9 protein-coding genes and 1 pseudogene are annotated in these 11,761 nt (G+C 70.1%); 7 read left to right on the top strand and 3 right to left on the bottom strand.

Features of this window, described 5'->3' with window-relative positions; genetic code table 11:
• A partial coding sequence (locus tag D7X12_RS43135) for a hypothetical protein (protein ID WP_158620169.1) occupies positions 1-573 on the top strand: 573 nt, incomplete at its 5' end.
• The gene (locus tag D7X12_RS33315) at positions 563-3,355 is read left to right on the top strand and encodes an amidohydrolase family protein (protein ID WP_120629255.1); all 2,793 of its coding nucleotides are present in this window, start codon (positions 563-565) and stop codon (positions 3,353-3,355) included. The genes D7X12_RS43135 and D7X12_RS33315, both read left to right, overlap by 11 nt.
• 20 nt (positions 3,356-3,375) lie before the next feature.
• On the opposite strand, the gene D7X12_RS33310 is transcribed toward D7X12_RS33315, so the two are convergent.
• On the bottom strand, positions 3,376-4,629 hold the full coding sequence (locus tag D7X12_RS33310) for a hypothetical protein (RefSeq protein WP_120629254.1): 1,254 nt from the start codon (positions 4,627-4,629) through the stop codon (positions 3,376-3,378).
• A gap of 107 nt (positions 4,630-4,736) precedes the next feature.
• Positions 4,737-5,033, bottom strand: coding sequence for a hypothetical protein (locus tag D7X12_RS42615; RefSeq protein WP_147443878.1), 297 nt, complete (start codon positions 5,031-5,033; stop codon positions 4,737-4,739).
• Between the two features lie 87 nt (positions 5,034-5,120).
• Here D7X12_RS42615 and D7X12_RS33305 point away from each other — a divergent pair, with 87 nt between their 5' ends.
• From D7X12_RS33305 to D7X12_RS33295, 3 genes are all read left to right on the top strand, one after another.
• The gene (locus D7X12_RS33305) at positions 5,121-6,071 is read left to right on the top strand and encodes a hypothetical protein (RefSeq protein WP_147443877.1); all 951 of its coding nucleotides are present in this window, start codon (positions 5,121-5,123) and stop codon (positions 6,069-6,071) included.
• A 135-nt stretch (positions 6,072-6,206) separates the two neighbouring features.
• The gene (locus D7X12_RS33300) at positions 6,207-8,024 is read left to right on the top strand and encodes a serine hydrolase domain-containing protein (RefSeq protein ID WP_120629252.1); all 1,818 of its coding nucleotides are present in this window, start codon (positions 6,207-6,209) and stop codon (positions 8,022-8,024) included.
• 100 nt (positions 8,025-8,124) lie between these two features.
• Positions 8,125-8,904 (top strand): endonuclease/exonuclease/phosphatase family protein, encoded by a 780-nt coding sequence (locus tag D7X12_RS33295; RefSeq protein WP_158620168.1) that lies wholly within the window; start codon positions 8,125-8,127, stop codon positions 8,902-8,904.
• A gap of 124 nt (positions 8,905-9,028) precedes the next feature.
• Here D7X12_RS33295 and D7X12_RS33290 read toward each other — a convergent pair whose 3' ends face one another.
• Positions 9,029-9,808 (bottom strand): helix-turn-helix domain-containing protein, encoded by a 780-nt coding sequence (locus D7X12_RS33290; protein ID WP_341868254.1) that lies wholly within the window; start codon positions 9,806-9,808, stop codon positions 9,029-9,031.
• 132 nt (positions 9,809-9,940) lie between these two features.
• Between D7X12_RS33290 and D7X12_RS33285 the strand changes: the two genes are divergently transcribed.
• Together D7X12_RS33285 and D7X12_RS33280 are read left to right on the top strand one after the other, a co-directional pair.
• A complete protein-coding gene (locus tag D7X12_RS33285) occupies positions 9,941-10,723 on the top strand; it encodes an SDR family oxidoreductase (RefSeq protein ID WP_120629249.1) in 783 nt (260 codons plus the stop codon).
• 150 nt (positions 10,724-10,873) lie between these two features.
• Positions 10,874-11,761, top strand: a pseudogene (locus D7X12_RS33280) (hypothetical protein); the annotation flags it as partial.

Here is an 11,761-nt window from a genome sequence, read left to right as displayed (position 1 = left end):
CTGGGGAGGTGGGACTGGGGTGATGCGCGCAGCGGAATGGAGTCGGTGTTGCAGGAGCAGGGGCGCGGCGCCGCGCTGGAGTCCTACGAGCAGCGGGTGCGCGAGCGGGTGGCGAAGCTGCTGGAGGACATCCGCGCGTACAGCGTCGGGTCCGACCGGCTGTGGACGGCCCGGGTGTGGCTGCAGAACGCGCTGCCCCTGCTGGTGTTGCCGGAGTTCGCGCCGGCCCCCGACCTCAGTGAGCTGCTGCGCTGGCCGTCAGGGGGGGCGGAAGCGAACGCGGCCTGGGACGAACTGGTGACGTACTGGAGCCACCATGGGCCCCGGCTGACGCGACTGCGGGAGCAGATGGTGCGCGCCGCGGTGGGGCGCTCCGGCGCCTCCGAGGTGCTCCGTCGCAACATCGGGAGGGACGAGGGACGGGACGCGGGCCTGTACTACGACTGGCTCGACACCGTGGTGCGCGCGTGGTTCCAGGCCATGGATCCGGAGGGCGACCTGCTGGAGCTGGAGGCCCTGCGCAAGGTGTCTCCCCTGCGGCACGTCCCGTCGGGCGCCAGCCATGGGCACTGACGGACAGCGCCAGCCCCCGGGCAACCTCGCCCCCCGCCGCGTCCCGGAGGCCTACGTGCGCGCCGAGGTGGCCAGCTTCCCACTGACCAGCCTCCGGGCCTTCCAGGAGGCGCTGACGGAGCTGGTGCCCTCGCTGGAGGGTCCGGGCGCGGGCTCCACGCGGGCGCTGTGGCGCGAGTGCGAGAAGGGCCTGTCGGAGCACGCGAGCGGCTGGTCGCTGGACCGGCTCATCGCGGTGCGGGACGTGTTCTGGTTCGACTCGCGCCGCCACATCCGGGGCCAGAGGGATCCGCCGCGGCGGGTGTCCATGGCCGGCTACCTCCTGCACCTGGCGGACACCCACCTGGAGCGCCGGCCGGGGGTCACCGTCGTCGCCCAGGACACGGAGGCGGGATCGGTGGATGCGATCACGCACTACCGCTGGCTCACCTTCGCCATGCCCGAGGACCTGCTGATGTCGGCGGTGCCGGTGGAGCCGCCGCCCACGCGGGTGGACATCGAGCCGCCCCTGCTGATGCGCCACCTGCTGGACCGCGGCGTCACGGAGGTCCACCACCACGTCAACGCGGGCATGGACTTCCCGCTGCTGTGGGCCTCGCTGCTGTCCGCCATCGCGGATCCCACCCTGGATGCCCGCCTGCTGTCGGGGCCGGGGCTCATCTTCGGGGACGGAGAGACGATGCTTCGCTGGCTGCTCGCGACCGCGGTGACCCGCTGCGTCCTGGCGGAGGTCATCCTGCGGGACGGGAGGCAACCGCTGCTGGACTTCGTGCGGGGCCTGCGCGAGTCGTCCATCTGGATGCCCCAGCGCCGCCGGGTGCTCGCGCGGACGCTGGAGGCGCTGTCGCGCGCCCGCCTGGAGGTCCTGCCGGAGGTGGACGAGCTGCGCGAGCTCTACGGGGACCTCCACCCGATGGCGGCCCGGGGCGGCGCGGAGCTTCCCGAGACGCTCGATGAGGTGTGGCGACGGTGTGACCCCATCGCCCTGCGGATGGGGCTGCACGCGCCCAACGCGGGGGAGCGCTGGCTGGTGCGCTTCGGGCTGCGGCGGATGCGGCAGCAGGACGAGGCCGGCCGGGCGGATCCGCACTTCGACCGGCTCTTCTGGCAGGTCCAGCGGGTGCGCTGCCTGAGCTACCGCACCTATGTGCAGCGGCCGCTGACCGCGGGCCTCCAGTGGTTCATCCGCTTCTACGACCGCCTGGGCGCGATGAAGCGGCCCCTGCACGCCGTGCGCGCGGAGGTCTCCTACGCGGTGGCGGGGGGCGAGCAGCCCATCGCCGCCCTGGAGGTGCGCACCCGCCTGATGCAGGACTCCATCCACATGGCGGAGGAGCTGTGGGGGCTGACGCGCTCGTGGCGGCGCGTGCTGGAGCGCGTGGGGAGGGCGACGAGCGACGGGCGCCAGCCGGAGTTCGGCCTGGTGCTGCACCTGCTCAAGGCGAGGGACCCCAAGCGCCACTGGAGGGAGGGGCTGCCGCCCGCGCATGCCATGGGGACGTACGCGGAGCCGGTGCCGGAGGGGCTGCTCAGGCTGGGAGGCCGCTACGCGGACTACTTCGTGTCGCAGTCGACGCAGGTGGAAGCGCTGGTGGAGCTGCTGCGCGCGGTGCCGCTGTCACTGTGGCTGGTGCGGGGGCTGGACGTCGCGTCGGACGAGTTGAGCGTGCCCACGTGGGTGCTGGCGCCGCTGTACCGCTACGTGCGGTGGGAGGCCGCCCGGGCCGCGGCCCGTCCCGCGGCCCGGGGCGCCCCACCCCTCCGGCTGACGGGCCACGTGGGCGAGGACTACCGGCACCTCATGGAGGGGCTGCGCCGCATCTACGAGTGCCTGCACTACCTGTTGGATCACCGGGGCGGGCGGCTGGGACATGCGACGTCGCTGGGCGTGGAGCCGGGGATGTGGGCGGAGTCCGTGGGCGCGGTGATGATGCCGGCCGAGGAGCGGCTGTGGGACCTGGTCTTCGAGTGGCGGCTGTACGGCAGCTACCGGCTGCCCCCGGGCCTGAGCGCGGAGGCCCCGCCGGGACGGCCGCAGCAGGTGGAGAACCTCATCCGCGAGCTGTCCGAAGGAGTCTTCGGCAGGTGTGTCGCGCCGCACGTGCTGGCGGAGGCCCACCACGTGCTGCACAACCTCTGGTGTCCGCCCCTGGCGCAGGAGGCGGTGGGCGTGGGGCTGGATGCCTTCAGCCGGGCCTCCCACCGGCTGGACTGGATCCGGGTGCGCAACCCCCGGCACGTCCAGGAGCTCATTGAGGCATACCGGGAAGACGAGCGCGTGTTCCGACGCGGGCAGCAGCTGGTGGACATCCCCCTGGATGGTTCGGAGGTGGCCGCGCTGAGGTCCGCGCAGGACGCGCTGCGCCGGTACGTGGGAGCGCGGGGGACCGTCGTGGAGGTGAATCCCTCCAGCAACCTGCTCATCGGCAATCTGCTGGACCTGCGCAACCACCCCATCCTGCGGCTGCTTCCGCCCCGGGCGGAGGAGGGGGCGCCGCCGCCGGTGCCCATCGCGGTGGGCGCGGACGACCCCATCACCTTCTCCACCTTCCTCCTGCGGGAGTACTCGCTGCTGCACGAGGCGGCGCGGAGCGCGGGCTATTCCGAACGTGAGGTGCACGAGTGGCTGTCCACCGTCCGCCAGACGAGCATGGACGCGCGCTTCACCACGCCCTGGCATCCCAGCGCGGAGCGCATGTCGGACGACCTGCTGGACGCGCTGGGGGCCTATACGCGGCGGCCCTCGGAGCACCGCCGAGCCGGGGCCCGGGCTCCGGTGTGAGGCGGGTCTCCGCTGTCTGTCTATTTCAGCTCCGTGCGCCGGGAGAGGGAGCCCGCCTCCGGGGGAGTGCTGGAGGGCAGCAGCTTCTCCGACTGCCCGAGCAGCCTGCTGAGCACGTTGTTCATGATGGAGCTGAGGAACCTGTCCGCGAAGTACCCCGCGACCACGGACAGGGCCGCCAGGGTGAAGAAGACGGCGCGCCAGTCCTTCACGACGATGTTCAGGAGGGCCGAGTTGTAGCCGGCGTCACCGGACGCGGCGGCGTTGGCGGACGGCTCGGGGGCTTCGAGCGAGGGCTCGGCGGAGGGCTCGCCAGGGCGTTCGGCGGCGACGGGCGCGGAGACGCTGGCGGGCGGCGTGGCGTCGCGAGGAACCACGGCGAGCAGCAGGTTGGATTGCTCGACGAGGAGCAGGGTGAGGGCCGCGAAGGCACCGATGACGGGCTTGACGAGCAGGTGGTAGGCGAAGAAGCGGCTCGTCGCTCCCGTCGCGACGACGAAGCGCTCCTTGGAGAGCATGTTGGACACGACGGCGCCGGCGGCGCCCATGAGGCTGAGCAGCAGCAGCCCCTGGGGAACCAGCGTGTCAGGCCAGTCCGCGACGAGGGAGCGATTGAAGCCCAGCAACGCGAGGAGGGAGAGCGTGATGAGCAGCAGGGTGCTGAGGACCTGGATGGAGACGTTGATGGAGAGCTGCCAGAAGGTCTTGTCCACCCGATCATTGATGACTCCCTGCGCCCCCCGGAGCACGTGACGGCACCGCGCCAGGCGCTCCGCTTCGGACAGGGAGGCGTCAGGATCACCGGGGGGAAGCGCCTCCCCCCGAAGAAAGCGGACGCACTGGGGCACGGGCCCGGGGGTCCGCTCCGAACCCAGCCAGAGTGTCTTCTGGCCGGAGTCCGTCACCCTGCGCTCGAACTGCTGCTGAATCTCCAGGGCGTGGGGCAGCAGCATGTGCTGGGGCATGACCAGGAGGAGCAGGCCGTCGACCTCGTGGATGATCTGCCAGAAGGCAAAGGACCAACGCCAGAACTGCCTGTCAAGGCAGCGCCGGGCGACCTCCAGCCTCTGTTTGCACTGTTCCAGGATGACCCGGTCCTCCTCCGTCAAATACCCGCGGACCTTGCACAGCTCGTAGATGGAGGCGTCGTTCTCCAGCCTGTTCCAGAGCAACTGGGTGGCCGAGCCGTACCTGCCTGAGCGGCGGCGAAAGCCGACGAAGCCCAGGATCGCGGGCAGGGGGTTTTCGGAAGGCAGGGTGTCGGAGGCCGCCATGGAAGACACATGGACATGGACTGGAGGAATGCCAATCCGTCAGGGCTCCCGGGCTGCCACCGCCCGGCCCACCGCACGCAGGTGCTCCTTCTCGTCCCAAACACTTATCAAAGCGCCATGCCTGCTCCGCTCCGATTGGGAGCGCGGATCCGGAGGGTGTAGTATTCCCAGGCATGGGATTCTTCAACGATGTAACGAGTGGGGCGGCCGGTCTCCGGCTGGCGCTCCCGGGGCGCTTCCAGATCCAAGGGCAGGACGAGACCAGCGCCCAGTTGGTGGATCTTGATCGACAAGCAGCGCTGTTCCTCTTCCGCTTCAATCTCCAGCTCGACCTCAGCCCGGAGAATGAAGGGCTGCTCGCGCGAGACGTCGAGCGCCACGCTCGCGAACTCTTCGAAAGACACTTTCACATCCAGCAACAGCAGCGGCCCGCGGGAAAGGGAGGTGCGGAGGTCGTCCCACGCACCTCGGACCCGACCTGGTCGCCGGTGGTGAGCATCGAGCGCACCCGGCCTGGTCCCCACGAGGCATTGTCCGTGGTGCACCGCATGGCGTACGAGCCCGGGCTGGAGATCGTCATGGGCCACCTGCTCATCCCCCTGAGCAGCGGCCTGTTTGAGTTCCGGATCATCGCAGCGAACCGTGGTCCCACGGGCGTCCGGGAGACCGTCCTCCTTGGAGAGGCCGCAGCGAAGGCAGACATCAAGACTGACGAAGCGCTGACGCAGCTGATGGCGGGCTCCAAGCCCGATGATCCGCGCCACGACTCCCGCTTTCCCGACCATCCGCTGAGCGTGGTGCGCTCCATGCTCCGAATGCTCGCGGAGCCGGGGAGCATCGAGGTCACCCAACCCGCGCTGCAGCACCCCGCCAGCGAGGTGCTGCTCCCGGACATGGGCTGTGCCATGACGCCTCCTCCGCGCTACCTGCGGACTCCTGACAGCGACGGAACGTTCCTTCGGTTCAGCCGGGTCGCGTTCGCGGGAGGCGCCGCGGGTTCGGATGGGGTGCAGATGCTGACCCTCAGTTGCTTCAAGGAGGATGGAGCCGCGGAGGGCCCTGAACGCCTGAAGCTGCTCACGGCCGAAGGGGAGTTTCTCATCCAGGGACGGCTGCGCGGCGCCACAAGCTCCCAGTTGGAAACCTGGAGCGCCCCCGGACAGGACGGAGGCGTGCATCTGTTCTTCCACACCGTGTTCCAGCCTGAGACGTTTGGGGACCCCCAACAGCGAACCATTCTTCGCCTCTTCACGCAGGCCCAGGGCATGGTGAACGTGGTCATGCTCGATGCAGCCGCATGCCTTTCCAAAGAGGAGATGCTCGCGGACCTCGAAGCAGTCATCCAGTCCTGGCGCCCCCTGGGGACCACGGCGGCATTGCCCTCGGTCAGTCCTCCTCCCGCTGAGAAGAAGCAGAAGAGCTGGTGGCGATGGTGGGCGTGAACTCGCGGGCCCCTGGGGGCTCCAGCTTTCGCGCGTCACCGCGAAATGGTCCGGGCGCCGCTGCGTAGTCAGCGCTGACCGAGCATCTCCGGCATCCGGGCACTCGGCACCCTCCCCCTGCTCCCCGGAGAACCGATGAAGGGCCTTGCCCCGCTGTGGGCCTTCACGCTGCTCGTCCCGACACTCGCCCTTGCCCAGCCGGGGCCGGCGACGGCCGCCGAGCTGCGGCAGTCCCTGACCGCACTGCTCGCCGAGCACGACATCCCGGGCGCGAGCTACGCGGTGTTCGACCGCCGGGGCACCGTGCTCAGCGGGGTCATCGGGCTGGCCGACAGCGGCACCCGGGCCCCCGTCACGGACGGCACGCTCTTCCGCCTCGGCTCCGTCACGAAGACGGTGACGGCGATCGCCATCATGCAGCTGATTGAACAGGGCCACTTCGGGCTGCAGACCCCTGTCTCGGAGCTGCTGCCGGACGCTCCCATCCGGAACCCGTTCGGAGACAGCGACCCGGTCCGGGTGATCCACCTGCTCACCCACACCGCGGGCTTCGACGACATGCACGCCAAGGCGTTCTTCAGCCCCGTGGAGCGGCGGGGGCGCCACCTCGAGAGCAGCCTCCAGCACCCGGAGCCGCTCGCGGTGCGCTGGCGGCCCGGAATGCACGAGAGCTACAGCAACCCGGGGTACGTGCTGCTCGGCGCGATCCTGGAAGCGCACGACCAGAAGCCCTGGGACGAGGTCGTCTCGGCGCGGGTCCTGGGCCCGCTGGGCATCACGCAGGTCGCCGCACTCGCCTCACAGGCGGCCCAGCGAGACCACGCCAGCGGCCACAGCGGCGCGGACATGCACCGCACCCCGGTGTTCTTCGAGCAGACCCAGGCGGACGGTGCGCTGTGGTGCACGGCGGAGGACCTGGCCAGGCTGGGCCGCTTCGTGCTCACCGACGGCGCCTCCGCCCCCGGGGTGCTGCGGCCCGAGACCGTCCGCGCCATGAAGCAGGCCCGGTCGACCCTGGGCGCCCAGGCGGGGCTGGCCTACGGCGCGGGGCTGGGGCTGCACCCTCGCATCGTCAGGGCCACGCTCTGGCAGGGCCACGCCGGGGGCGTCCTGGGCGCGAAGGCGAGCATGCACTTCCACGCAGAGCAGGGCATGGGCTACGTGCTGCTGGTCAACAGCGAGAACGAGCTGCGCAAGCTGGAGGAGCCGCTCGCCGACTTCATCTCCCACCAGACGCAGTGGAAGCCCCCGGCGCCGACCCTCCGCCCGCTCACAGGCGACGGCAACGGCTGGTACCGCCTCGTCAACCCACGCATCTCGATGCTGGGCCTCCCCACCTACCTGCTCAGCGTAGGGCGGGCGAAGGCGCAGGCCGACACGCTGACCATCGAACCCGTCCTGCCGGGCTTCGGCTACCAGGCGACGCTGAAGCACCACGGCAAGGGCCTGCTCGCCGATGTCGACTACGGCGAAGTGGTCAACGGGGTCCTGGTCCGGAGCGGGGACGGCGCGACCGAGGGACTGGAGACGGGGGGCGACTACCTGCAGCGCACCTCGATGGCGGCGGCGGTCTTCCCGCTCATGAGCGTGCTCGTGTCGTTCACCCTCCTCCTGAGCACCCCCTTCGGACGACGCACCTCGCTGCGCAATCGCTGGGTGCGCCGCCTGCCGAGCCTTGCCCTGCTGTCGTTGGTGCTCGGCATCATCTGTGCGGCAAACCTTGAGCTGACCCTGCTCGCGCACAGGAACTGGCAGACGGTCGGTCTCTGGGCGGCCTCCGTGCTGTTCCCAGCGCTCGGCGTGGCCGGCCTCGTTCTCAGCGTGCGCACCTGGAGGCAGGAGCCCGCGGCCGTGGCCCGGTGGCGCTGTCTCCTTGGGTCCGCGTCTGTCGTGTGCCTGAGCACCTGGCTCGCGACGTTCGGTCTGTTCTCGTTCGCGCTGTGGCGGTGGTAGCGCGGCCCGACCTGGAGTGGATGGGCGTGGACTTCCGCCTATGCTCGCGGCGGCCCTGGGATGAATCCAGCGGGCGGACCGGGAGAACCTGCCAATGGCGGTGGAGCTGCGAATTGCCTCGTACAACCTCCTGGCGGACGCCTACATCAAGCCCGAGTGGTTCCCACACACGCCCGCGGACGTCCTCCAGCCACGGAGGCGCCAGGAGGCATTGGCCCGCCGGATCGTGGGTCTGGACGCGGACATCGTCTGTCTGCAGGAGGTGGAGCCCGACCGCTTCGCCGCGCTCCAGAAGGCGCTGGAGCCGCACGGGTACGCGGGCGTGCTGGCCCTGAAGCAGCAGGGCCGGCCTGATGGCTGCGCGGTGTTCCACCGCCTGGAGCGGTGCCTCGGCCACCGGGCCCATTACTTCAAGGACCGGCTGGAGGACGGGCGCATCTCCGGGCACCTGGCGCTGGTCCTGGACTTCGACGTCGGAGGCGACCGGCTGCGCGTGGCGTGCACGCACCTGCGCTGGGACCGGCCGGACCGGCCCGTGGAACAGCACCAGGGGATGCAACAGGCGGCCGAGTTGCTCGTGGAGCTGGTCCAGCGGGACAAGGAGGCCCTGTGGGTCGTGTGCGGCGACTTCAACGCGCAGCCTGGGGAGCCGCTGGTCCGAGCGTTCGCGGCGGCCGGTCTGCTCGATGCCCATGAGGGACGGCACCAGCCGACCTGCAACGCGAACGGCAGGGCCAAGGCCATCGACTTCCTCTTCCACTCGCACACGCTGCGGGCGGAGCCGGTCCGGATGCCGGAGCTGGATGACCGGACGCCGATGCCGTCGGAGACCGAGCCCTCCGACCACCTGCCCATCGCCGCACGGCTGTTGCGCGGCTGAGGGGATTCAGGGTCCTTCAAGGAGCGAGGCAAAGGCGCCCGGATCATCGGAACGCGCTCCGTCGCGTTGATGACCTCGCGGTGGCGCACTCCCTCCGCGAGCGTTCAACAAACGGTCCCTGTTTCTAGGCGTGGAGCTCGGCCTCCGCCTCGCCGGAGCCGAACCGAGCGCCCGGACGCCTCATGAAGGCGCCGGGCGTGAGCCCGACGAGCTCCCGGAAGTCGGCGATGAGGTGCGACTGGTCGTAGTAGCCCGCGTCCGCGGCGATGCGTCCCCAGTCCTTCGAACTCTCCGCCATCCGCAAGGCACGCTGCAGGCGAACGGTCCGCGCGAAGTCCTTCGGCCCGATGCCGACGTGCTCCGTGAAGGCGCGGCGAAGATGCCGCGCCGTGACGCCCAGTTGCTCCGCCACGGTCTCCACCCGGACCTCGTCTCCTTCGAGCAGGCGCACCGCGCGGCGAGCGAGCCGCGCCGATGCCGGTTCGAAGGTCTGATGGGTCCGCAGGGAGATGGCCTGAGAGAGTCGCTCCAGCACCTCCGGCAGCCTTCGCGCCGCGAGGAGCTCAAGGCAGAGGTCGCTGCCCGAGCGGCCCCAGAGGTCTTCCAGCGGGACGATCCGGTCCGTCAGCGCGTTCGCGGCCACACCCAGGAGCGACGCCGACCAGCCGGGCTTGAACTGAAGGATGACCGCCCGCGTGACGCCGGTGGGGTTCTTGAACAGCGCCCGCGTTCGCGGGCCCGCGACGCACACATCCCCTCTCCGCCCCTCCTCGAGCACGCGAAAGACAAGGGTCGTTCTTCCGTCAGGCAGCCGTTCGTGACGTGCGTGTCCAGCGACTGGCACGACAGCGCGAACGTCCTCGACGAAGCGGGACAGCGAGAACGTCAAGGCGGCAGGGTCCATCATGCGCGGCACCCTCGTACTCTCGCGCGTCCACCGCGGCCGTTCAATCCGGCGCGGAAGCGACGCCGAAAATGTCCGGTCCTTCCAATCGGTGGGCAGCAGCGGGAGGTACGAAGAGGGTGGAGGTACACCATGAGCAACCCAGACTTTTCAGACCAGGTCGTTGTCGTCACCGGGGCGAGCGGGGGCGTCGGAGCCGCCACCGCCGAGGAGCTCGCGCGACGTGGAGCATCGGTCGTGCTGGCCGCGCGCCGCGCCGGACCTCTCGCCGAAGTGGCCGGACGCTGTGGGAAGCAGGCGCACGCCGTCGTCGCCGACGTGACGAAGCGCGACGACGTGCAGCGCATCTTCGACGAGGCCGTCGCGAAGTTCGGTCGCGTCGACATCTGGATCAACAACGTGGGTCGAGGCATCGGCCGTTCCCTGCTCGAAATCACCGACGACGACGTCGACGCGATGATCCGCGACAACATGAAGTCGGTGCTCTACGGCATGCAGGTCGTGACGCCGCACCTCCAGGCCCGCGGCACGGGCGCGATCGTGAACGTGTCGTCGCTTCTCGGCCGCACCCCGCTCCCTCCGCGCGCGGCCTACGCCGCGGCAAAGGCAGCCATGATGTCGCTCTCGGAGGCGTTCCGCATCGAGCTGGCGGGCTCGCATCCCAACATCCGCGTGGTCGTCGTCTACCCCGGCCGGATCGCGACCGACTTCGGGCACAACGCCCTGGGTGAGCGCACGAGGGATGGCGGGAAGCTCCCAGCGGAGGTCCTCTCCGTCATCGGCGGCGCGACGCAGACGGCGGAGGAGGTCGCGCAGGTGCTGTGCGACGCAGCCCTGAACAGCCGAGGGGACGTCTATACGCAGCCAGGCGTTTTCGCACGCGTGCGGGAGTACCTGGAGAAGCAGCCGGGGTGAGACAGGAATTGGCGACCCTGGAGCACCAGGGCTTGATACAGTCCCCTGGCTTCACATGCCAAAGGGGGCCCCATGCGATTCCGTTGCTTGTCCTTGCTTCTAATACCCGCGTGCGCTGCGTGGTTGGGGTGTGCTGAAGAAGAGAGGGCTGTGTCACCGGCCCCGGGGCTGGGCCCGCAGCTCGCCGCGGGCCTGACCACGGACGGAGGCACCACGGTGCTCGTGACGTCCTCCTCGTACTTCCACACCGCGGGGGGCATCACGTCGGTGCCGAACACCTTGTCGGCCAGCCAGCTGGAGATCCTCGTCCCCAACGGCTCTTCGTTCACCCACCTCAACGCCTCGGCGGCCCCGGACGGCGGCTGGCTGTTCACGGGCGTGCCCCCGGGCCTGTACTACCTGAGGTCCGGCGCCTCCTACACCGTCACGGACGCGCGGGAGGTGGAGCTCGACTGGCATGAGATGGGCCGGGCGGACACCGTCTTCTCCCCCGAGACCACCTCGCCCCTCGACATCCACGTGACGAACCTCGCCCCGTGGATGCCCTACCAGGCAAGCACGGAGCCCGGCTCCAGCCTGCAGCTCGCCTCCGGACAGGTGAACCTCGCGACCTTGCTGACCCTCTACGAGGACGTGCCCGCCGGGCAGACGAGCCTCGTCACGAACCAGGCCGAGCTGTGGAACACCACCGGCGGGACGCCCATCTTCGAGGCGGCCAAGGGGGACCGGCTGTACGTGAACCAGCTCAGCCAGCTCGACGCGGGCACCCTGCCGGATGGCGGTGCGCTGGCGTACAGCACCGTGGTGCGCAGCGTGGAGATGCCCGCCTTCGACTACACGCCGGACGGCATGACGCCCCTGCCCGTCACCGGCGCGCTGCAGCCGGTGCCCCAGACGGCATTCACTCTCGACTGGCGCCTGTCCGCGTATCCCGGCCATGCCTCGGCGGTCCACCCCACGGCCACGCCGTACGCGCCCACGTTCTACGTCTACCCCTCCGCGTATGGCCTCAGCCATGGGTGGGCTGTCTCTTATACA

This window comes from Corallococcus sicarius (genome assembly GCF_003611735.1).
Taxonomy (GTDB): Bacteria; Myxococcota; Myxococcia; order Myxococcales; family Myxococcaceae; genus Corallococcus; species Corallococcus sicarius.
This window is presented reverse-complemented; position numbering and strand designations above follow the sequence as displayed.

Bases quoted from the DNA above. Each gene is read 5' to 3' on its own strand.
- D7X12_RS33300 (WP_120629252.1), top strand. From the start codon at position 6,207: ATGAAGGGCCTTGCCCCGCTGTGGGCCTTCACGCTGCTCGTCCCGACA.
- D7X12_RS33310 (WP_120629254.1), bottom strand. From the start codon at position 4,629: ATGGCGGCCTCCGACACCCTGCCTTCCGAAAACCCCCTGCCCGCGATC.
- D7X12_RS33315 (WP_120629255.1), top strand. From the start codon at position 563: ATGGGCACTGACGGACAGCGCCAGCCCCCGGGCAACCTCGCCCCCCGC.
- D7X12_RS33285 (WP_120629249.1), top strand. From the start codon at position 9,941: ATGAGCAACCCAGACTTTTCAGACCAGGTCGTTGTCGTCACCGGGGCG.
- D7X12_RS33290 (WP_341868254.1), bottom strand. From the start codon at position 9,808: ATGGACCCTGCCGCCTTGACGTTCTCGCTGTCCCGCTTCGTCGAGGAC.